Consider the following 22,561-nt stretch of genomic DNA (forward strand, 5'->3'; position numbering starts at 1 on the left):
ATGTCACTACTGGAGGTCGATAACCTGCAGGTGGAGTTCACCACCGACGAGGGCCGGGTGCGCGCCGTTGACGGGCTCAGCTTCAACATCGAGGCGGGCCAGACCCTGGGTATTGTCGGCGAATCCGGCTGCGGCAAGAGTGTGACCGCGTTATCGGTCATGCGCCTGCTGCCCCAGCCGATGGGGCAGATTGTCGGTGGCGCGGTCCGCTTCCGGGGCCGGGAACTGACCACGCTTGACCTGGAGGCCATGCGCAAAATACGCGGCGCCGATATCGGCATGGTGTTCCAGGAGCCGATGACGGCGCTCAATCCGGTACACACCATCGGTCGCCAGCTGACCGAGGCGATACTGCTGCACAAGGACATCCGGCCCGAACAGGCGACCCGCGACGCGGTACAACTGCTGGACCACGTCGGGATTCCCTCGCCGGACATTCGCATGGGCGAGTACCCTCACCAGCTCTCCGGCGGCATGCGCCAGCGGGTGGTGATCGCCATGGCGCTGGCCTGCAAGCCGGCGCTGCTGATCGCCGACGAGCCGACAACGGCACTGGATGTCACCATCCAGGCCCAGATCCTGGAACTGATCAGCGACCTGCAGGCCGAGATGGGTATGGCGGTGATGATGATTACCCATGACCTCGGCGTGATCGCCGAGACCTGCGACGAGGTGGTGGTCATGTATGCCGGCCGCATGGCGGAGCAGGGCACGGTGTTCGACATATTCGATCGCCCTGCCCACCCCTACACCCGGGGGCTGCTGGCCTCGATTCCCCGGCTGGAGACCGCGCCCAAGTCGCGGCTCAGTATTATCGCGGGCATGGTGCCCAGTCTTTACGACCTGCCATCCGGCTGCCGTTTCCAGAACCGCTGCCCCCACGCCGAGGACGCCTGTGCCGCCGTGCCCGCGCAGGAAGCCGTTGCCGATGGCCACCGGGTCGCCTGTCGTCGCTGGCGGGAGTTGCAATGAAGCCCCTGCTGGAAGTCAGCGACCTGCAGATGCATTTCCCGGTGCGCGAGGGCATATTGCTGCGCACCCGCAAGTACAATCGCGCGGTGGACGGCGTCTCGCTGCACATCAACCCCGGTGAGACCCTCGGGCTGGTGGGCGAATCCGGCTGTGGCAAGTCCACCCTGGGGCGCTGCATCAGCCGCCTCTATACTCCCACGGCCGGCCGCATCCTGTTCGAGGGTGAGGACATTTCCCGGCTCCGGGGCAAGGCACTGCTGCCTTATCGCCAGCATATCCAGATGATATTCCAGGACCCGATGGAGTCCCTCAACGCCCGCCACACGGTAGGCGAGATTCTCGAGGAGCCGCTGCTTATTCATCGCCTGGGTGACAAGGCGCAGCGCCTGGCACGGGTCCGTGAACTGCTGGACATTGTCGGCCTCCCGGCGCGCTCCGTCACCCGCTACCCCTTCGAGTTTTCCGGCGGCCAGCGCCAGCGCATCGGTATCGCCCGGGCGATTGCCCTGAACCCGAAATTGATCATCTGCGATGAACCGGTGTCGGCGCTGGACGTGTCCATCCAGAGCCAGATCCTGAATCTGCTCAATGACCTGCAACAGGAACTGGGCCTGGCCTACCTGTTTATTGCCCATGACCTGGCGGTGGTGAAACACATCTCCGACCGGGTGGCGATCATGTACCTGGGTAAGATTGTCGAGTATGCGTCCGGCGAGCGAATCTACAGCGCGCCCGCCCATCCCTATACCCGCTCGCTGATCTCCGCCATCCCGGTGCCTGACCCCCACCGCAAGGCCCAGCGCCAGGTGCTCAGTGGCGATGTGCCATCGCCGATCAACCCACCCTCCGGCTGTCATTTTCATCCGCGCTGCCCCGAGGTAATGGCCCGTTGCAGCAGTGATGTGCCGCAGCTTATCGTGCGCGAGAACGAGCACGCCTGTGCCTGCCACCTGCTGGCGACCGGGCATCCTAACCCCGACTGATTACGACTGGCGAGAACGCCAGCAAGGAGAATTTCCATGTCCGAGCAACGTGAACTGGACCTTATTGTCTACGGTGCCAGCGGTTTTACCGGCCGCCTGGTATGTGAGTACCTGCAGGACCAGTACGGCGTCGATGGCGACATCAAGTGGGCGATGGCCGGGCGCAGCGAAGACAAACTCAGGCAGGTGCGCGACGAGATGGGAATTGCCGACACCGTGTCCCTGGTGGTGGCGGATTCCGCCGACCCGGCCTCGGTGGCGTCCATGGTTGCAAGCACCAGAGTCCTGCTGACCACGGTGGGCCCCTATCAACTGTATGGCAGTGATATCGTCAAGGCCTGCGCCGGGGCGGGCACGGATTATGTCGACCTCTGTGGTGAACCGGCCTGGATGCACCAAATGATTGCCGCCCACGGCGACACGGCCAAAGCCAGCGGCGCAAGGATTGTCTTTTCCTGCGGCTTTGACTCTATTCCCTTCGACCTCGGTGTGCTCTACCTGCAGCAGCTTGCGGCCGATGACGGCCAGGCGCCATTGAACCGGGTCAAGGGCAGGGTACGGGCAATGAAGGGCACCATGTCCGGCGGCACCCTGGCCAGCTTCAGGGCCACCATGGCCGCCGCCGGCGATAACCCGGAACTGGTCGCCGTGCTGACCAACCCCTTTGCTCTTGCCGAGGGCTTCACCGGCCCGGAACAGCCGTCGGGGATGAAGCCCCTGTACGAGGAGGACCTGGGTAGCTGGTCGGCCCCCTTTGTCATGGCCACCATCAACACCAAGAACATTCATCGCAGCAACCTGCTCCTGGACCACCGCTACGGTAAGGACTTTGTCTACGACGAGATGCTGCTCACCGGGCCGGGCGAGGAGGGAGAGGCGGTTGCCAAGGCCGTTGCCAGCGACAACTCCATGGCCAAATCCAGGCTGCAGCCCGGCGAGGGGCCGAGCAAGGAAGAGCGGGACAAGGGTTGCTACGATGTCATGTTCGTCGGAAGCAACCCGTCGGGCTACCAGGTGACAGCCAGCGTCAAGGGCGACAGGGATCCGGGCTACGGTTCCACCAGCAAAATGATCGCCGAGGCAGCCGTGTGTCTCGTCCTGGACCCGGGGGCGGCTGGCGGAGGTATATGGACGCCGGCGGCGGCGCCGGGTTCGCAGCTGATCGAGCGCCTGCAGGCCAATGCGGGGCTCAGCTTCCAGCGCGAGGGGTAACCGCAAACCAGCAGCGCTGGCCAGGCGGCTGGCGCCTTTGAAAACATGCGTCTCCACCCCGGCCCTTCTGTTGCCGGGTATTCTTCCGCTATAATCCCGGCGCCCCGTCCAGCGCTGGCGAGGAGTCGGGCGTGGCCTAGTGCAGTTTTTCGTTTCCGTCCCAGATTCAGGTGCCTGTAACCATGTTCTCAGAACTAGAGCCGCGTCCTGCGGACCCCATTCTCGGTCTTACCGTCAAGTTCAAGGCCGACAGCAATCCGCAGAAAATCGACCTCGGCGCCGGGATTTACAAGGACGATCAGGGCAATACCCCGGTACTGGAATGCGTCAAGGCTGCCGAACAGCTCCGCGTGGACCGGGAAACCAGCAAGACCTACATCAACTCCGCCGGGTCCCCCCTGTTCAACGAGAAAATCACCGACCTGATGCTGGGCGAGCACCGGGTCATTGCCGACAACCGTATCCGCACGATTTCCACCCCGGGAGGCACCGGCGCCCTGCGCATTGCCGGGGAGTTCATCAGGACCTGCAAGCCCGGCGCCACTATCTGGGTCAGCAACCCGACCTGGGCCAATCACCAGGGTGTGTTTGCCGCTGCCGGCCTGACGGTGAAAACCTACCCCTACTACGATTACGACAACAAGTGCCTGGACTTCGACGGCATGCTGGCGGCGCTCAGGCAGGTGTCCGCCGATGATGCGGTGTTAATCCACGCCTGCTGCCACAACCCCAGCGGCATGGACCTCGACCCGCAGCAGTGGCAGCAGATAGCCGAACTGGCAGCCGAGGTGGGCTTCCTGCCGGTGGTGGATATGGCCTACCAGGGCTTCGGCGAGGGCCTGGACGAGGATGCCCGTGGCCTGCGCCTGCTGGCCGATACCGTGGACGAGATGATTATCTGCGGCTCCTGCTCGAAGAACTTCGGCCTCTATCGCGAGCGCATCGGCGCCTGCTCCATCATTGGCAAAAGCGCCGAGGCGGCGGACATTATTTACTCGGTGCTGTTGCCCACCGTGCGGGTGAATTACTCCATGCCCCCGGCCCACGGCGCCGCCATTGTCGAGACCATTCTCGATTCCCCTGAACTCACTGCCCGCTGGCACGCGGAATTGAAAGACATGCGCGACCGTATCGGCGGTATGCGCCAGTTACTGGTAGACAAGCTGGTGGAGAAGGGCGTGACCCGGGATTTCAGTTTCATCACCCGCCAGAAGGGCATGTTTTCCTTCCTCGGAATCGATCCGGAGCAGGTGCAGCGGCTGCAGGAGGAGAGCAGTATTTATATTGTCGGCTCCAGCAGAATCAGCCTTGCCGCGATCGCCCCGAACAATGTGGATTACCTGGCCGAGAGTATTGCGCGGGTGTTGTAAGCTCTTCCGCGGTTATCCCGGCCCCGCTGGCTAATCCAGCCGCTGTGGACAAACAATCACCCCGTCCCGGTCCGCGTACAGGTAATCCCCGGGCCGGAATTCCACGCCGCCAAAACCCAGCACTGCATCCCGCTCCCCGGCTGTGACCGGAATGTACTTGCGGGGGCAGGTGCCCAGGGCAAACAGGGCTACCGGTATGTCCTCTATTTGCAGGGTGTCGCGCACGTAGCCGTTGATCACTATGCCGCTGTAGTGGTTCTGGTGGGCGAATTTCATCAGGTTTTCGCCCACCACGGCGTAGTAAGCCTGGTCCACGTCCACCACCACTACCTTGCCGCTGCCGTCTTCATCCCGTAACAGGCTGATCAGGTCGGAGTTGTTCCGGTCGAGCTTTATGGTGATAATCTCGCCCCGGCATTTTTCCGCGCCGCCGAAATTCCGGTAGCCGGGGGCCAGTACGGCGGACTTGTCGCTGTGTTCATCACAGATATCGGCGGTGAAAAACGCCATGGGGAATCCTCTCATGCAATAGGGCGGGGGAATTCTAGCACCACGACCCCGTGTTAGGCATAAACTTTTGATACTATTAGCTTTTATGGTGTGTTGGCAGGGCCGCCGACGCGCCTGGGCAAGCAGGCAGCAACGTACATGAAGGTAGTAACCGGCGTAGTGGGTAACGATATCCACGTGGTCGCCAACCGACTGATCGACCTCTCCCTGCGTGCCAGGGGCTACGAGGTTTACAACCTGGGGGTCAACACCCACCTGGAAGAATTTTTCGACGCGGTGGTGGAAACCGGCGCCGAGGTACTGATGATCTCCTCGCTCAACGGTGAGGCGGAGGGCTGGGGCCGTGAGGTCCGGCTGCTCAAGTCACAGTACAAGAACCTGGATGAGGTGATCATGATGATAGGCGGTAACCTCGTCGTGGGTAGCGGCGATAGCGAGGAAATTGTCGCCCGTTACAAGAACTACGGCTTCGATCTGGTGTGCCACCAGGTTGACCTCAACACCGGCCTGGATATGTTGCAGGAGCTGGTTGAGCAGAGGTACCCCGCGTGAGCCTGTTGCAGGAAGAACGGGAAATCATCCTCAGTAACGAGTACGTGGATCGCTTCGACTTCGCCGAGGTCGCCGAATTCGTCAGCAATGCCAGCAAGGAACTGTTTATCTCCCACCACTTTGCCCGCAGGCAGAAGATGCTGGTGCAACCCCGGGGCGGCTTCCCCACCTACCAGCAGCAATATGCCCTGTATGAGTACTTCGTCAAGGCCAATGTGGACGTGTTACCGCTGACCATCGATTCCAACACCCGCCTCAACGACTACGCCACCGCCAAGAAGATGCTGCGGCTCAGTGAAGAAAACGACATGGATATGCTTAACGGCTATCCGCTGGTGACCCACGGCTACCGCACCACGCGCAAGATGATCACCCACTTCGACAAGCCGGTCAGCCTGCGCCACGGTACCCCGGACGCCCGCCTGCTGATCGAAACCGCCATTGCCTCCGGTATCTTCGAAATCGAGGGCGGGCCCATCACCTACCTGCTGCCGTACTCCAAGAATTTCCCGCTGGACAAGGCTTTCCTGTACTGGAAGTACGTGGAACGGGTATGTGCCAACTATTCCCGGCTCAACGAGCCGATTAACCGTGAGTCCTTCGGCCCGCTCACCGCGACCCTGGTGCCCCCCGCCATCACCATTGTCATCCAGTTGCTGGAGATGCTGTTGTCGCTGGAGGAGGGGGTGAAATCCTTCTCGGTGTCATTCGCCCAGCAGGGATCGATGAACCAGGACATTGTTACCGGGGCGGTACTGAAGAAACTGGCCCGCCACTATGCCGCGGAAACCGACTGCGCCGATGCGGCCATCAACCTGGTCTACCACCAGTGGATGGGGGCGTTCCCCACCAACCAGGATTACGCCGACCAGTTGATCAACCTGTCCACGGTGATCGCCGCCATGGTGGGTGCTGACAAGATCATCACCAAGACCCGGCAGGAAGCTACCGGCATTCCCACCCGGGAAGCCAACGCCAAGACCGTCGCCGACACCCAGTATTGCCTGCGTATACTCAATGGCCTGCCGAAGGTGGTCGACGAGGAGGAAGAGGAAATGCTCACCCTGCAGGTGACCTCGATCATGGAGGCGGTGTTCAACGACCCGGCGGATACCCTGTGGCGCAAGGTATTCAATTCGATCAAGAACGGCGTTATCGATGTGCCGTTTTCACCGCACATCATCAACCAGAATGAAATGATCACCATCCGTGACGCCAACAAGAATATCCGCATTATCGAACGGGGCAACGTGCCCATTCCCGATCGTTGCTATGAGTACGACAGGTCTCACTGTGACCTCAGCAAGGACACCACCAGTATCGTTAACGATATAATCCACGACATAGGCATTATGCAATGAGCGGCGGTGATAACAGGTTGTTGATCGATGTGGGCAGCACCTACATCAAGCTGGCATCGCCGGATCTTATCGAGCAGCATTTCCGCGACTTCAACCGCGATATCCTCGATGACCTGCGCAGCAAGTGTGGTGATACACTGGAGCGTTTCGGCAAGGACGATGTGTACATCTGTTCCTCTGCCAATGGCGGCCTCAGCACCCTGATTATTGGCGTGACCCGGTCGTTTTCCCTCAAGTACGCCACCAATATCGCCTTCAATGCCGGCATCAACATCATCGATACCATCCTGTTCCAGGATATCGGGGACTACTCCATTCCCAGTGACCTGATCGATGTGGTGATTATTGTCGGCGGCGTTGATTCCCACCGCGGCCTGTTTTCCGCGGCCCTGTACCGCTATCTGGCGCAGTTACGCTATTCCAATATCGTCTTCGTGGGGTCGGCGCAGGATGCGGCGCAGGTCGAGGAAAAAGTCGAGCAGCTGGTGGTGCTGCCGAATATCATCGACGACCGCCTGCACATTGTGGAAGAGCACCTGAAAGAGTACCTGACCAATCTCTACCAGCAGGATATCGAGGGCAAGGAGGACATCAAGAATCTCTACCAGATCACCTCCAACCAGATTTTTTCCACCCCGTATATCGTCAACCGCGCGCTGCCGCACATCGAGAGCCGGATGACGGTAGCCAACCCCTTTATCCTGCTTGATATTGGCGGCGCCACCACCGACATCCACTACTCCAAGGACCTGGTGGATGAGAATATCGTTACCGAGAACGAGTACGACCGCCTGGTGTTCAAGCGCCTCGGGGTATACAAGTCGCGCCAGTCGCTGGTGCTCGCCGCCCAGTCCAACGAGTTCGCGTACGAACTGCTGATGCACCTGGGTGTAACCGAAAATATCTACAATGAGGACAGTGACAAGGCCACCCGCATCCTGATGCAGCTGGCCATATTCCTGGTGCTGTACAAGACGTCGCCTTATGGCGAGTCCTACATCAGCCTGAAGTTGCTGGCCATCAATTCCATTGTCCTTACCGGCGGTATCACCAAGGTGCTGTCGGTTGAGGAAATCCAGACCATCATCGCGTTCTTTTATCGCAAGATCCTGAGTTCCGACCATAATCCGGTTGCCGTTCTCGACAGCAACTATGATATCTGGACCCTGGGCACAAAGGTGTAAGCTATGTCGATCAACTGTATCCGCTCAATTCTCGAAGGCGCTGTCGAAAGCCACGGTGACAAGACGGCCCTGGTCTTCAACGGCAACCGGATGAGCTACAGCGAGTTGTTCACCCGGGTCAACCAGGTGGCCTGCTACCTGGACGAACTGGGCCTGGCCAAAAATGCCCGCATCGGGGTGTACTCCAGCAAGGGGATGGACCAGGTCATCGCCATCCTGGCGATACTCTCCACCGATTATGTGCTGGTTCCGCTGACCCGGCTGCTGAAGCCGGAGCAGGTGGAGTACATTATTAATGATTGCGGCGTGCGCTGTATCATCACCGACCGCATCAAGCTGGAAAGCATCGAGGAAATCGCGTTCGACGGCAAGGTGATCTCCTACGAAAGCGCCGGCAAGGACGTGGATTCCTTTGAGGAAATCTACAAGTACTACAACAAGCCATACAGCTGCGATATCAGCGGCCACAACAACGCGGTGATTACCTATTCCTTCGGCCTGACCGGTACCCCCAAGGGTATCGTCATCTCGCACCGCAACCTGATTGACTCGGCGCGGGTGGTGTCCCAGTACCTCAAGCTGGAAGAGAGCGACGTCATTTCCGGCATCCTGCTGTTCAACCTGGATTACGGCCTCAACCAGATTTTCTGCGCCCTGTACAAGAAAGCCACGCTGGCGCTGCACCGCTTTATCCTGCCGGAAGACTTTTTCAATCACCTGATCGACGACGAGGTGACCATACTGCCGTTGATGCCGGTGAATATCTCGCAGATGTTCGATGACCCCGGCCAGCGCCTGCCCAGCCCGGAACTGTTCGACAAACTGCGCATAATCACCTCCTCAGGCGGCAATGTGACCGAGCGGATGATCAATGATTGCGCGCGGGCCTTCCCCCGGGCGCAGTTTTATTCCATGCACGGCCTGACCGAAGCCTTTCGCTCGACCTACCTGGATCCCTCACAGGTGAGAATCCGCCCCGAATCTATCGGCAAGCCCATTCCCGACGTGGAACTTTATGTGATCAACGAGGAGGGCAGGGAGTGCGCCCCGCGGGAAGTGGGCGAGCTGATTCACCGCGGTGGCTATATCTACCGGGGCTTCTGGAACGGGCCGGAAGAGAATGCCCAGCGCTTCAAGTCGATAGAAATCCTCAAGGATGTGATCGACCTCGAGGGCCAGTTGACCGACGAGATTGTGGTTGCCTCCGGCGACTACGTCTACAAGGACGAGGAGGGCTACTTTTACTTTGTCTCCCGCCACGACGACATGATCAAGACCCGCGGCTTCCGGGTATCGCCCTTCGAAATCGAGTCGGTGGTGCGCAAGAACCTGCCGCAGATCGACCAGAGCGCAGTGTTCTCCATAGAGAACGAGCAGATCGAGGAAGAAATCGTGCTGGTGTACTCCTCCGCCCACGAGATACCCGAAGAGGAAATCCTGTTCGAGCTGAAACAGCACCTGGCCTCCTACATGATCCCCAGCAGGATTGTGTACAAAAAATCCCTGCCGCTGGTGCAAAGCGACAAGAACCGGGTCAACAAGGATGCCCTGAAGCAGGAAATCACCGCCTGAACTGCCGCCACGACTGAACGCAATGCCCCGGCGGTGGTCTATCTGTAGTACGGAAGCTGCGGAGGAAACACAATGCGTCAACTCTTGCTTGCCGGCCTGCTTGCGCTGGCCAGCCTGTCAGCCAGCGCCGGCACCGCGACCGCCTATTTTGCCGGCGGCTGCTTCTGGTGCATGGAGTCCGACTACCAGGACAGGGAAGGGGTGATTGATGTGGTCTCCGGCTTTACCGGGGGCACCCTGCCAAACCCGACCTACAAGGGCAATCACGAGGGCTATTTCGAGGCGATCAAGGTCACCTACGATCCCGCGGTCATCAGCTACCAGCAATTGCTGGACCTGTTCTGGGTGAGTATCGATCCCTTCGATAACGCGGGCCAGTTCTGTGACAAGGGCTTCAGCTATCGCAGTGCCCTGTTCCCCGCTACCGCCGAGCAGCGGGCGCTGGTGGAACAGTCGCTGGCGGCGGTAGAGGCGCGCTTTCCCGGGCAAAAGGTCTACACCGAGGTGCGCGACGCCGGCAAGTTCTGGCCGGTGGAGGAGTACCACCAGGATTACTATCTCAAGAACCCCCTGCGCTACAAGTACTACCGCTGGAACTGCGGCCGGGACCAGCGCGTGGAGGAAATCTGGGGCGAGGATGCCGGGCACTGACAGCGGCTGTCACCGGCTCCGCGATCAGGAGCGGTCCGTGTCGGGTACAGCGCCTAGCCAAGCTCTCGCGGCGGGAGGTCCGGTTTGGCGTAGGCCATGCGCTTGTGCAAACGCACCCGGTGGTAGCGGTCCAGCCCTGACAGGGCGACGCTGCCGGCGCGCGCAAGGTCCACCGACCCGTCTGCACCCATGCTGGCCTCCGGCAGTTCCACCGCCACGATCTCGCCAATCAGGAAGTGGGTGCCATTGATCTCCAGTGGATGATGCTCGCGCAGGCGCATGGCCATTTTTATCTGCGCCTCGGCGACCAGCGGCGCGGGGAACTCCGGCCACCACTGCGGGGTCAGGCCGGTTGCCTCGAACTCACTGGTGTCGCGGGAGTAGCGGGCAGCGGTCTGGTGGGCCTGGGCGACGATGTCGGCGTTGACGTGGTTCAGGCTGTAGCACTCACTGGCGAGTATGTTGGCGAGGGTATGGCGCTCGTCCCCGCCGGGGCGGATGACCAGCCCGAGCAGGGCCGGGTCCGAGCCCAGGTGAACGGCCGAGCTCATTATCGCCAGGTTACAGTGCCCCTCCTGGCTGGCGGTGCCGACCAGGTTGGCCGACTTGAAGCCCGACAGGGAATTGACCAGGGCGGCCCGCTCCCGGGTCGCCATGGCTTGCAGCTTGTCACTGCTCAGTTTCAGTGTTGCCGGTTTGCGATCTGGATTGTTGTTTGCCATGCCGGTTGTACGGACCGGGCGCGGAGATGGATTGCTCTGGCAGGCGGTTTATAAGGCAGATCCTGGTGCCTGCAGCGGTGCTGCGGATACTCGGCTATAGTGTGAAGTCCCGACATCGACAGATTGTTAGCAGAGGTAATAAAGTGGCTGAATATATCCCCCCAACCCTGGACTGGGTGCGCAAACAGGTGGAGCTTTACGAGGGCAGCGGCGGCACCGAAGGCTACCTGCTGGAAGGGACCGATATGCCCTGCATTATCGTCACCCACAAGGGGGCAAAAAGCGGGGCGATACGCAAGATCCCGGTCATGCGGGTGGCGGTCGATGGCGCTTATGTCCTGATCGGTTCCATGGGTGGCCAGCCGCACAATCCGGCCTGGGTCAACAACCTGCGCGCCCATCCCGATATTACCGTGCGTGATCGGACTGAGGTGTTCGAGATGCGGGCGCGGGAAGTGACTGACCCGGAGGAAAAAGCCCGGCTCTGAGCCGCCGGTGTCGAGGCTTATCCGCCCTACGATGAGTACCAGGCCAAAACCTCACGGGTCATTCCGGTATTTCTGGCGGAGCCGCGCTGAACCTGACGTGGCGCGCAAAATCGACCTGAACATTGATCCAGTCGCTATGTAATTGGTGCCGGTAGCGTTACGGTTGCCGGGGTTAGCCATGAAATCAATAACTCGGCTGTAAGCATAATGGAAAAATTGGGCGCCCAAGACCTGGGCTTTCTGAAAATGGACACGCCCCGCTGCCCTTTTCATGTGGCGGGGCTGATGATCCTCAAGAAACCGGAAAATGCCCCCCGCAATTATATCCGCGGGGTGGTGGCCAAGTGCGGCCGGCTGAACGAGTTGTGGCCGGTGTTCAACCGCAAATTGCGTGACCCGGATGACCTGTCCGCGGCGGCCTGGGTCGAGGACGATGACTATATCCCCGAGCGCCATGTGTTCCACTATGCGCTGCCGCAGCCGGGCCGCATGCAGGACCTGGTAACGCTGGCGACCCGGGCCCATGAACGCCCCATGGACCGCTCGCGTCCCCTCTGGGAGGTACATGTGGTGGAGGGGCTGGGCAGGGACCGGTTTGCGATTTACTGCAAGGTGCACCATGCCCTGATGGATGGTGTCGGCGCAATGAAAATGCTGCAGGGCATGTTCAGTACCTCGCCCCGGGCCCGTCTCGAGTTTTCCCCCAGGGAAGACCACCACGCCACCTCCCCGAATTCCTCGCTGTTGCGACAACTGGGTACTATTCGCAAGGGGCTGTTGCGGCAGTACCGGGCCATCCCCGAACTGTCCCGCCTGTTGGCGCACATGGGGGCCGATGCCATCGGCGGGCGTGCGGATGCCATGCGCCTGCCCTTCACCGCCCCGCGGACCCTGTTCAACAATGAACTCGATTCCCGCCGGGCCATTGTGCTCTGCGAACTGCCGCTGGGGCCGGTCAAGTCCATGGCCCACCAGGCAGGCGGTTCGGTCAACGATGTGCTGCTGGCCATTTGCGGCGGAGCGCTGAGGGCCTACCTGCTGGAACACAAGGGTCTGCCCCGGAGTTCACTGGTGGCCGGAATGCCGGTATCGCTGAAAACCGGAGCCGCCGGAGCCGGTAACAAACTGAGCTACATTATGGCCCCCTTCTTCACCAACGAGGCGGACGACCTGAAACGACTGCAGCGGGTGGTCAAGGTCACCTCGAGCGCCAAGGAAGAACTGTCACGGATCTCCACCACCGCGGCGGAGGACTACTATGCCTTGATCATGGCGCCAACCATCCTGCTGACCCTCACCGGCAACGCCACCCGGGTAAGGCCGGCGATCAACGCCATTTTCTCCAACGTGCCCGGTAGCCGGAAGAAACTCTACCTGGAAGGCGCGGAACTGGAGTCGATATATCCCCTGTCTATCGTCACCGATGCGATGGGCCTGAATATCACCGTACTCAGTCACGCCAACAAGTTGTGCATCGCGATTGCCAGTTGTCCACGGGACCAGCCGGAGGTCGAATCCCTCGGTCCGTTGCTCAAACAGAGTTACAAGGCGCTCAGGACGGCCATGTAGCGCTCGCCGTGGTATGGCCAATTATGGCGGTAATTCGGCTATAATCGCGTTTTTTTTGCAGGAGTAACCCATGGGCAGAGCCTACCAGAACCGCAAGGAATCCATGGCCAAGACCTCGGACCAGAAGGCCCGGGTGTACAGCAAACATGCGCGGGTGATTTATGTCACCGCTAAGCAGGGCGGGGTGGACCCCGACGGCAACCTGGACCTGCGCTCCGCGATCGAGCGCGCCAAGAAAGACCAGGTGCCGGCCCATGTGATCGACAAGGCCATTGATAAAGCCAAGGGCACTGCCGGCGAGGACTTCGCCCCGGCGCGCTACGAGGGCTTTGGCCCCGGCGGCTGCATGGTGATAGTCGACTGCCTGACCGATAACCCCAACCGTACCATCGGCGACGTGCGCCAGTGCTTCACCAAGACCAAGGCCAAGATCGGCACCCCGGGCAGCGTCAGCCATTCCTTCTACCACAGCGCGATCTTCGTATTTGCCGGCGACGACGAGGAGGGCGTGCTGGAAGCGCTGATGCTGGCGGATGTGGATGTCGAGGACATCGAGTGCGAGGACGGCAAGATCACCGTGTTCGCGCCGCACACCGAGTTTGCCAAGGCCCGCCAGGCGCTTAACGATGCCTTCGGTGAGATCGATTTCGAGGTCGAGGAAATCCAGTTCATTCCCCGGGAAACCACAGCCATTCCCGCCGAGGACGAGCCCATGTTCGAGAAATTCCTGGATATGCTGCAGGACGTGGAGGACGTGCAGAAGGTCTACCACAACGTCGGTTGAGGATTAAAAGCCAGATTTTCCCTGACAACGCCTGAAAACCGCCTATACTGGTTGGGTAACGCCCGCTAATTATGCCCTTGTTTTTTCAATAAAAACAGGAACATAGCAAATATGGTGAAGCCCATGCATTTGCCCGACACCACCAGGTAGGGGGAATGATGCGCGCCACAGTCACGGGAACCGCAGTTGTGCTGGCCATTGGCCTGGCCACGTCCGGCTTGCTTTGGGCCCAGAGCAAGGGCCCATCCAGCGTCAGCCAGGATCGCCTGGAGCAAATCCGGGAATCATTGCAGGCCAGGAGCATCGCCGAAAAGGCCGAGGCTCGCATCTGGGCCGGCAAACACGCCCTTCCCCTGCGCCGGGAACTCCCCAGCGGCCGAATACTTGAATTGCAGCGCCTCGGGCCTAACGGCCCTGTTTTCTATATCAGCAACAACGTTGATGCAGCGGATACCATCTCCACGGACGAGCTGTGGCCCGGTGGCAGCAGTGGCCTGAATCTCGATGGCCAGGGCCTCACCGTGGGAGCGTGGGACAGTGGCCGGGTGTTGCTGGAGCACCCGGACCTCTACCTGCGTTCCCAGCAGATGGACGAGAACGAAGACCCACCCCCGATCCACAGTGATCACGCGACCCATGTGGCGGGTACCCTGGTCGGCAGTGGTGGCAGCCAGTATCCACAGGCCCGGGGTATGGCCCCGGCGGCCAGCCTGCAGGCATGGGACTGGAACAATGACCTCACCGAGATGGCAGATGCCGCGGCGGCGGGCATGCTGGTTTCCAACCACTCCTATGGCATCGCCGCCGGATGGATTCCCTACGGCCAGGCCGAGCCGGACAACTGGTGGTGGATAGGGGGCGCAGCCAACAACGAGGACCCCAACTTCGGTTATTACGATAGCGAAGCCCAGGCACTGGACCAGATAGCCAATGCCGCGCCCCACTACCTGATTGTCAAGGCCGCGGGTAATGACCGCTGGGACATTGGTCCCGACCCGGGAGAGACCTACACCATCGTCGACCAGAATGGCATCGCCCTGAGTACCTCCACCCAGGAGCGGCCGGCTGACTGCGGGCAAACCGGTTACGATTGCCTGCCCGGTTCGGTGGTGGCCAAGAATATTCTGACCGTCGGCGCGGTCAATGATGTGATCGGTGGCTACCTGCCACTGCAGGGGCCGGCCTCGGTGCAGCTGACCGGCTTCAGCAGCTTTGGTCCCACCGATGATGGCCGAATCAAGCCGGACCTCGTGGCCAACGGCTGGTTATTGCTGTCCACCTGGGGTGCGCCGAATTACTTTGCGGTGATAGCCGGTACGTCGATGGCGGCGCCCAGTGTTTCCGGCTCCCTGCTACTGTTGCAGGAGCACTGGGAAAACCTGCACGGGGTCAACCAGTTTATGCGCGCGGCCACGCTCAAGGCACTGGCCATACATTCGGCGGACGAGGCTGGGGCGGCAGATGGCCCGGATTACGAGTACGGCTGGGGGTTGATGAACAGCCGTAAGGCGGCGGAGGTCATCAGCGACAATGGCAACGGCGACCACCTGGTGGTGGAAGCAACGCGTAACGATCCCGCGCCTGCCGACACCGTCAATTTCACGGTAAGCGAGGAGGGCGCCCGGGTGCGGGTGACCCTGGTGTGGAATGACCCCGCCGGCACACCGGCTGCGCCGGCGCTGGACCCCGCCGATGCCATGCTGGTCAATGACCTGGACCTGAGAGTGCTGGGCAATGGCAACACCCATCAGCCCTGGGTGTTAAACCCGCTGGCGCCGGCAGCGGCTGCGACCCGCGGTGACAATACCCGCGACAACGTGGAGATGGTCGAATTTGTTGCCGGCGCCGGCAATTACACCGCTCAGGTCAGCCACAAGTTCAGCCTGCAGGGCGGCAGCCAGGATTACTCGCTGATCGTGTCGGTACTGCCACCTGCTCCGGTGTCTTCAGGTTTAATCGTCGACGAACACTTTGACGCCGGTACGCAACCTGCGGGGTGGACCCTGGATACCCAGATGGGGGTCCCCTGGACTTTCCATCTGGATGGCAGTGGCGATTTCGATAACAAGACCGGGGGCAGCGGCGGGTTTGCCATGCTGCGCAACAACGGCACCAATAACAGTATCAGTTCACTGGTGTTACCTGCGCTGGACCTGAGCGAGAGCGAGTCGGTGACCTTCCGCTTTAACAGCCACTACTCTTACACTGATGGACTGGAGTCGATCAGCGTATATACCAGTTCAGATGGCGGCATTAACTGGAGCCATGCCCAGAGCTTCAGTACCTCCAACCATTTCCCTTCCAGTTACGTGCTCGACCTCAGTAACAAGATCGCCGGCGAGGCAGATGCGCGAATACGTTTCCACTTCACCAGTAACTGGAACAACAACACTGGCTGGAACTGGCAGGTCGACGATGTCGAGGTCGAGGTCTTCGGCGGCGGTTCCATTGGCGGCGATCCGCCTCCACCCCTGGAACTGCCGGGTCAGGCCGATATGCCGATGCCTGCCAGCGGTGCAGTGGGCATTGGCACAACACCGGTACTCAGCTGGATATCCGCACCCAACGCCGACAGCCATAACGTGTACTTCGGCACCAGTCTCGAGTTGCAGAACCCCGATTTCCAGGGCAACCAGACTGGTACCCAGTTCAGCCCCGGCACGCTTGCCAATGCCACGACCTATTTCTGGCGTGTGGATGAAGTGAACGAGTCGGGTACCACCACCGGTGTAGTGTGGAACTTCACTACCGAATCGGGCAGTACACCACCGCCCCCAGGGCCGACCCCCATGCATGTGGCGGACCTGGAAATGAATGCGGAAGCCATGGCGCGTAATCGCTGGCGGGCCAATGTGCAGGTGCAGGTGGTGGACGATGAAGGTAATCCGGTAGCCTCAGCTGCCGTCACCGGGCAGTGGAGTAATGGCGCCAACGGCAGCGACACCGGGAATACCGACAATTCAGGCTGGGCGGCCTTCAGCAAGAGTAACCTCAAGTCGGGCGTGGCCAGCGTCACCTTTACGGTAGCCAGTATTACCCATGCCAGCCTTGCTTACGATTCGGCGGCTAACACCGATGCCGACGGCGACAGCGATGGCACTGCGATCCTGGTGCCAAAAGACGCGCCACCCCCAGCTGCGAATACGCCGCCGGCGCTCAGCATTTTGCTACCCGCGGAGGGACAGCAGTTTGCCCTGGGGGCCGAGGTGCCTCTGCAGGCGAGCGCAACTGATGCCGAAGATGGCAACCTTGACGCCGCAATCAGCTGGACCTCTGCCGGTCAGGTCATCGCCACCGGGCCGCTGGCATCACAGCAGTTCGAGGAGGGTGTGCACACCGTTACCGCTGCGGTGAGCGACAGCGGCGGCGAGAGCGCAAGCCAGAGCGTCACGATTACCGTGGGTAATCCACCGGCTGCCAGCACCGTGCGTGTGGATCAGCTGGAAGACATCAGCACAGGCGGAGACCGTCGCTGGACAGCTATCGCCAGAATCACCGTGCGGGACGATCTGGCCAATGCGGTTGCAGGTGCCAGCGTCAGCGGCGACTGGAGTGCCGGTGCCAGGGGCGGTGGCAGCTGTGTTACCAACGCCGCGGGGCAGTGCGATGTCAGTAAAGGCAGCAAACAGGATGCTGCCAGCGTGGTGTTCACGGTGACCGCAATCAGTGCAGACGGCCTGGACTTCGACACTGGCGGCGAGACCAGCATCGAACTGTTCCAGCCCTGAACAGGCGCTGTTAGCCAGGGTTAAGCGTTAGAAAATCCCGCTCCGCGGCGTACCCTGCCAGTAAAAGGGCGCGAGTTCGCTGTCACCGGTATGCACCTGGCGTAGCGTTGCTGCTTCATACAGGCGGCCATTGGCCATGATGTGGCTGATCTGGTCCGAGTTGCGGATGTCTTCCAGCGGATTGCGGTCGAGGATGACCAGGTCCGCGAGCTTGTGCGCTTCCAGCGAGCCGATGTCGGCGTCCATGCTCAGGTAGCGGGCGGGATTGATGGTGGCCGTGGCCAGGGCCTCCATCGGGCTGAACCCGCCGCGGGCGAAGCTCCACATTTCCCAGTGGGCCGCCAGCCCCTCGCGCTGGCCATGGGCGCCAATGTTGACGTTAATACCCAGGTCCAGCAATTCTTTCGCCGCCGCGGCCGCCTCGTTGTCCCGGTAGTCGGACTCCGGCGCCATGGGGCGACGCACAGCGCGTGACTGCAATACAGTCGGCGGTACGAAGCGCGACAGGATGGGATGCTTCCATACCTCGGTATGCTGGTAGAAGTAATCCTCGGAGGTTAGGCCGCCGAAGGTCACTACCAGGGTAGGGGTGTAGCCGGCGCCGGATTGCTGCCAGTACTGGTGCACGTCATCGTACATGTTCAGCGTGGGCACATTGTGCTCAATACCGGTGATACCGTCCGCCAGAAGGTTCATGTCCTGGTGATAAAGTGCGCCGCCCTCGGCAACCGCCATCATGCCCTCGCGGCGGGCGGCCTCATTGATCTGCTGGCGCTGCTCCCGCCGCGGCTGGTTGTAATTCTTCACGGTAATCGCCCCCTGCGCCTTCAGCCGGCGGACATGGCCCAGCGCATCGTCCAGGCTGTCGACCGGTGACAGGCCGGTGCTCCTGGCGCCGTAGATGGTTTCCCCGGTGGAAAAGATCCGCGGCCCGAGGATCTTGCCGGCCCGCAGGTATTCGGCGGCGGCGAAGGCCTGGGTCGCCTTGCTGGCAGGATTGTGTACGGTGGTCACGCCCAGTGCCAGGTGCGCCAGCAGGTCCCAGTTCTGCTGGGGGATGATCTCGCCCTGGCCGTAGGGACCGTGGGCGTGGATATCGACAAATCCCGGGGTGATGGTCTTGCCGCTCAGGTCCACCACCCGGTAGTTGTCCGGAATGACGATATCGGCGGCATTGCCCAACTGCTCGATGCGGTTGCCGCGGACAAGGATCGTGCCCTTGTCGATAACCTCGCGTGCGGCGTTCATGGTAATGATACGGGCGTTGGTCAGGGCAATGCTGGATTCGGGAATGTCTGCCTCTACCGGCATGGACAGATCGCTTACCAGCCGCTCCGGGGCGTCACCGGCCTGCATTGCCGCTGCCACGCTTACGGTTTTCAGCACCGGGCCGGTGGACCAGCTGACGCTGTTGCCGTCGGCCGACCAGTGCATAAAGGTGCCGCCGATGTCGGACAGGCGTTTTTTCGGGAACGCCGTTTTAAAGCCCGCACTTTCACCGTCGAGGATCAGCGGCGAGCCGGTGCTGATGACCGGCAGCAGATAAACCTGGTGGCTATCGGTAAAGGCGATGTGCTTACCGTCAGGTGACAGCTGGATACTGGTGGCCAGCTCTGATTGCGCCACCTCGCGGACGTCATTGCCCTCGCGGGTCATGGAAATCAGCAGGGTTTTTGCGGTCTGGCTGCCGCGACCGGTGGCAGACTCCGCCCGTTCGTGGGCGTAGATGCGACCATCCGGGCCGAAGTGCGGCTGTTGCCCGCGCTGGCTGACGAAACGGGTGCTTTCCCGGCCGATATGGTGCAGGTAAATGCCCGGCTGGATGGCGTGTTTGCGGCCGAGCAGGGCATTGGCGGCGAGCTTGCGCAGCAGCAGTTCCTCGCCACTGGCGGCAATCGCCAGCTCGCTATACTGCCCCGCAGGCACCGGCAGGCCCTTTGACCTGCCCCCTCTGGCGCTGACCCGCCGGACGCTGGTCAGGTTGCGGTCCTGCCAGCGCAGGAAGTAAACGTGCTTGCCGTCCGGGCTCCAGACCGGTGAATAGTCGAAACCGTCTCCGCTGTCGCTGTCCAGGGGCTGCGGGGCGCGGTCGCCGCGTTTGATATACAGCTCACCCAGGGATTCGAACACCACCGCCGCGCCATCCGGTGAGCGCCGGGCAAAGCGCACCATGCGCGTGTTGAACTCGTCCGGTGCCACCTCCACCGGGAACTGGATCGGCGGATAGAGCTCGCGGCTATCCTGCACCCGGAAGGGGATTTCCTCAGGCTCTCCCCCGGCGGCTGCAATCTTCCAGATTTTGCCCTGGGCCCAGAACACCAGGTGCCGGCTGTCGGGGGTCCAGTCCATGTTCGGGTACAGGCCGTGCACTGCCCAGGTCTCCTGCATATCCAGGTCCAGGGCGTCGAACAGCATCCGCTCCTCGCCGCTGGCGAGGTCCATCACGAACAGTCGCGAGCGGGCGCGCACCCGCTTGACGTAGGCCAGCTGCTTGCCATCCGGGGAGGGGGTGGGTCGCACGGCGCCGCCGGGACCGCCGGCCACGGTATCAATACTGCCGTCCGCCAGGTTCACCCGGCGGATCTGGAACAGTTCCGTATTGCTGTCCTGGTGGTAGATGAAGGTGTCGCCGGGGGTCACGTTGCGGGTGAAATAAATGCCGCTGCCATCGGCAGTGAACATGGGCTCCCCCTGTTCCTTCTGGAAGGTCTCGCTGGGACGTTCCACCACGCGCTGGCCGGTCTGCTGCTCACCGCCGTCCACATGGTAGAGCCAGATTTCGCCGGTACCCAGCGAACGGGAGGTGGTGTAATGCTTGCGGGCGGCAATAAACTGGCCGTCCGGGCTCCAGCTGGGATTGTTGAGCAGGCGGAAACGCTCGAAGGTGAGCTGGCGGGGTTCGCCGCTGGCCAGGTCCAGCAGCCACACATTGTCGCCGCCGGCGCGGTCGGAGATAAAGGCGAGCTCACTGCCGTCGGGACTGAAGCGGGGCTGGATGTCCCAGGCCAGTCCGCTGGTTACCGGGCTGGCCTCGCCGCCGGTAATGGGCAGGGTGTAAATGTCACCCAGCAGGTCAAAGGCAATGGTGCTGCCGTCCGGTGACACATCCAGGCTCATCCAGGTGCCCTCGGTGACGTCGACGCGAACGCTGCCGGGCTGGGCGCTGAAGTCCGGCCTGTTCACGTCCCAGCCCTTGTCCCCGCTGCCAGCGGCGACAGCCAGGGGCGCGGCTGCCACCAGGGCGGCAGTGCAAAGCGAAATGACGAGCTTATCCTTCATGAAGTACTCCGGTATCCAGGGTATGGCGGGTCAGTAGCTGTAGTTGGCCTGCAGCCCGAGGGGTATGCCCAGCGCCCAGTAGCCAAGCAGGAACAGGGTCCACAGGGCGAGGAAGCTGAGCGAGTAGGGCAGCATCATCGCCGTTACCGTGCCGATGCCGGTATGCCTGATATAGCGCTGGCAGTACACCACCACCAGCGGGAAGTAGGGCATCAGCGGGGTAATGATGTTGGTGGTGGAATCGCCCACCCGGTAGGCAGCCTGGGTCAGGTCCGGCGAGATGCCCAGTTCCATCAGCATGGGCACAAAAATGGGTGCCAGCAGGGCCCACTTGGCGGAGGCGGAGCCGACAAACAGGTTGAGCAGGCCGGTCAGCAGGATAATGCCAACGATGGTCAGGGCGCTGGGCAGTCCTGCCGCCTTCAATGCCGCCGCGCCCTTGAGCGCCAGCAGCACCCCCAGGTTGGACTGGGAAAAGGCAAAGATAAACTGGGCTATGAAGAACATGATCACCAGGTAGTAAGCCATGGTCTGCATGGATTTGCTCATACCGTCGATGATGTCCTTTGCGCTGTGTACCGTGCCTGCCACATAGCCGTATACCACCCCGGGCAGCAGGAACAGCACGAAGATCAGCGGCACGATGGAGCCCATCAATGGCGCCCCCAGTTCGGTGAGCGAGCCGCCCTGGCCACGCCACGGGGACGTCTCCGGCCAGGCACTTGCCACCAGTAGCGCGATAGCGATCAACATGGCGACAAGTGCTGCCCGCAGCCCGCGCCTTTCGTTATCGGCCAGGTCCTCCATGCTGGGCAGGTCTTCGAGGTTGTCGTCGAGCCGGGTGGACTGCAGCCGTGGCTCAACCACCTTGTCGGTGATAAACCAGCCCAGCAGGACAATCAGTAGCGACGAGGAGGCGGTGAAAAAGTAGTTGTTGAGCGGGTTCAGGGTAATGTCCGGGTCCATGATCTGCGCCCCGGACTGGGAGATGCCCTGCAGCATCGGGTCGATGGCCGAGGGAATGAAATTGGCGGAGAAACCGCCGGAAACGCCGGCGAAGGCGGCGGCAATGCCCGCCAGCGGATGGCGCCCGGCGGCGTAGAAAATTACCCCGCCCAGCGGGATCACCAGCACGTAGCCCGCATCTGCGGCGGTGTGGCTGACGATGCCCACCAGGATCAGCATGGGGGTGAGCAACCAGCGCGCTGTGACCCCGAGCATGGCGCGCAGTCCAGAGTTGATAAAGCCGGTATGTTCGGCAACGCCAATGCCCAGCATGGCCACCAGTACCACGCCGATGGGGTGAAAGTGGGCGAAGGTTGTGACCATGGAAGAGAAGAACAGCACCATGGAGTCGCCGGAGAGCTGGTTGACCACGGCCAGCGGTTCGCCGTTGCGCGGGTCGGTCAGCCCCCAGTCGCCGTAGGACAGCAGCCAGGAGAGGATCCAGACGATAAACAGCAGGGCGATAAACAGCAGCGTCGGATCGGGCAGCTTGTTGCCCACCCGCTCTACGGTGGCGAGGGCGCGCTGACCAAAGCCGGCCTGTTGTTGTGACATATCCTACCCCTGTCGAGTCGCTGGAGCGCCGGCTGGCGCTTTATCCAAAGAGGCAGTGTAATGC

17 protein-coding genes are annotated in these 22,561 nt (G+C 61.5%); 13 read left to right on the forward strand and 4 right to left on the reverse strand.

The genetic code is table 11. The features are described 5' to 3' along the window. From DWB85_RS06085 to DWB85_RS06100, 4 genes are all read left to right on the forward strand, one after another. Complete coding sequence (locus DWB85_RS06085; RefSeq protein ID WP_117953326.1) at positions 1-972, forward strand: ABC transporter ATP-binding protein; 972 nt, start codon at positions 1-3, stop codon at positions 970-972. After that, positions 969-1,955, forward strand: coding sequence for an ABC transporter ATP-binding protein (locus DWB85_RS06090; protein WP_117953327.1), 987 nt, complete (start codon positions 969-971; stop codon positions 1,953-1,955). The genes DWB85_RS06085 and DWB85_RS06090 overlap by 4 nt, the downstream gene beginning before the upstream one ends. Positions 1,956-1,991: 36 nt before the next feature. Further along, entirely contained in the window at positions 1,992-3,167 is a 1,176-nt protein-coding gene (locus DWB85_RS06095) for a saccharopine dehydrogenase family protein (RefSeq protein ID WP_117953328.1), read from the forward strand. Positions 3,168-3,349: 182 nt separating this feature from the next. Continuing rightward, positions 3,350-4,537, forward strand: a complete 1,188-nt coding sequence (locus DWB85_RS06100; protein WP_117953329.1) for an amino acid aminotransferase — start codon at positions 3,350-3,352, stop codon at positions 4,535-4,537. A 30-nt stretch (positions 4,538-4,567) separates the two neighbouring features. Here the strand turns inward: DWB85_RS06100 and rraA are convergent, their stop codons facing one another. Further along, a complete protein-coding gene (gene rraA, locus DWB85_RS06105; protein ID WP_117953330.1) occupies positions 4,568-5,047 on the reverse strand; it encodes a ribonuclease E activity regulator RraA in 480 nt (159 codons plus the stop codon). 138 nt (positions 5,048-5,185) lie between these two features. Here rraA and glmS point away from each other — a divergent pair, with 138 nt between their 5' ends. From glmS to msrA, 5 genes are all read left to right on the forward strand, one after another. Next, positions 5,186-5,599, forward strand: a complete 414-nt coding sequence (glmS, locus tag DWB85_RS06110; protein WP_117953331.1) for a methylaspartate mutase subunit S — start codon at positions 5,186-5,188, stop codon at positions 5,597-5,599. Then, positions 5,596-6,960, forward strand: a complete 1,365-nt coding sequence (locus DWB85_RS06115; RefSeq protein WP_117953332.1) for a methylaspartate mutase — start codon at positions 5,596-5,598, stop codon at positions 6,958-6,960. Before glmS ends, DWB85_RS06115 begins: the two co-directional genes overlap by 4 nt. Continuing rightward, the gene (locus DWB85_RS06120) at positions 6,957-8,144 is read left to right on the forward strand and encodes a glutamate mutase L (protein WP_117953333.1); all 1,188 of its coding nucleotides are present in this window, start codon (positions 6,957-6,959) and stop codon (positions 8,142-8,144) included. The genes DWB85_RS06115 and DWB85_RS06120 overlap by 4 nt, the downstream gene beginning before the upstream one ends. 3 nt (positions 8,145-8,147) lie before the next feature. Beyond that, on the forward strand, positions 8,148-9,716 hold the full coding sequence (locus DWB85_RS06125) for an AMP-binding protein (protein WP_117953334.1): 1,569 nt from the start codon (positions 8,148-8,150) through the stop codon (positions 9,714-9,716). Between the two features lie 72 nt (positions 9,717-9,788). Further along, entirely contained in the window at positions 9,789-10,367 is a 579-nt protein-coding gene (gene msrA / locus DWB85_RS06130; protein ID WP_117953335.1) for a peptide-methionine (S)-S-oxide reductase MsrA, read from the forward strand. Positions 10,368-10,420: 53 nt separating this feature from the next. On the opposite strand, the gene DWB85_RS06135 is transcribed toward msrA, so the two are convergent. Then, positions 10,421-11,089: a flavin reductase family protein gene (locus DWB85_RS06135; RefSeq protein ID WP_162846032.1), complete on the reverse strand. Its 669-nt coding sequence runs from the start codon at positions 11,087-11,089 to the stop codon at positions 10,421-10,423. 143 nt (positions 11,090-11,232) lie between these two features. On the opposite strand from DWB85_RS06135, the gene DWB85_RS06140 reads away from it, so the two are divergent. The 4 genes from DWB85_RS06140 to DWB85_RS06155 all read left to right on the forward strand — a co-directional run bounded on the left by DWB85_RS06140 (position 11,233) and on the right by DWB85_RS06155 (position 17,658). Then, positions 11,233-11,577 (forward strand): nitroreductase/quinone reductase family protein, encoded by a 345-nt coding sequence (locus DWB85_RS06140; protein ID WP_239017233.1) that lies wholly within the window; start codon positions 11,233-11,235, stop codon positions 11,575-11,577. Positions 11,578-11,784: 207 nt separating this feature from the next. After that, positions 11,785-13,146, forward strand: coding sequence for a wax ester/triacylglycerol synthase family O-acyltransferase (locus DWB85_RS06145; RefSeq protein ID WP_117953336.1), 1,362 nt, complete (start codon positions 11,785-11,787; stop codon positions 13,144-13,146). Positions 13,147-13,216: 70 nt separating this feature from the next. Next, positions 13,217-13,930 carry a YebC/PmpR family DNA-binding transcriptional regulator gene (locus tag DWB85_RS06150; protein WP_117953337.1) on the forward strand — a complete coding sequence of 238 codons (714 nt, stop codon included), beginning with the start codon at positions 13,217-13,219 and terminating at the stop codon, positions 13,928-13,930. Between the two features lie 155 nt (positions 13,931-14,085). Further along, positions 14,086-17,658, forward strand: coding sequence for a S8 family serine peptidase (locus tag DWB85_RS06155; protein ID WP_117953338.1), 3,573 nt, complete (start codon positions 14,086-14,088; stop codon positions 17,656-17,658). Between the two features lie 27 nt (positions 17,659-17,685). Here DWB85_RS06155 and DWB85_RS06160 read toward each other — a convergent pair whose 3' ends face one another. Together DWB85_RS06160 and DWB85_RS06165 are read right to left on the reverse strand one after the other, a co-directional pair. Continuing rightward, positions 17,686-20,937 (reverse strand): amidohydrolase family protein, encoded by a 3,252-nt coding sequence (locus DWB85_RS06160; RefSeq protein ID WP_117953339.1) that lies wholly within the window; start codon positions 20,935-20,937, stop codon positions 17,686-17,688. A 30-nt stretch (positions 20,938-20,967) separates the two neighbouring features. Continuing rightward, on the reverse strand, positions 20,968-22,497 hold the full coding sequence (locus tag DWB85_RS06165) for an AbgT family transporter (RefSeq protein WP_117953340.1): 1,530 nt from the start codon (positions 22,495-22,497) through the stop codon (positions 20,968-20,970). Positions 22,498-22,561 lie beyond the last annotated feature (64 nt).

This window comes from Seongchinamella sediminis (genome assembly GCF_003457605.1).
In the GTDB taxonomy this organism is placed as follows: Bacteria; Pseudomonadota; Gammaproteobacteria; order Pseudomonadales; family Halieaceae; genus Halioglobus; species Halioglobus sediminis.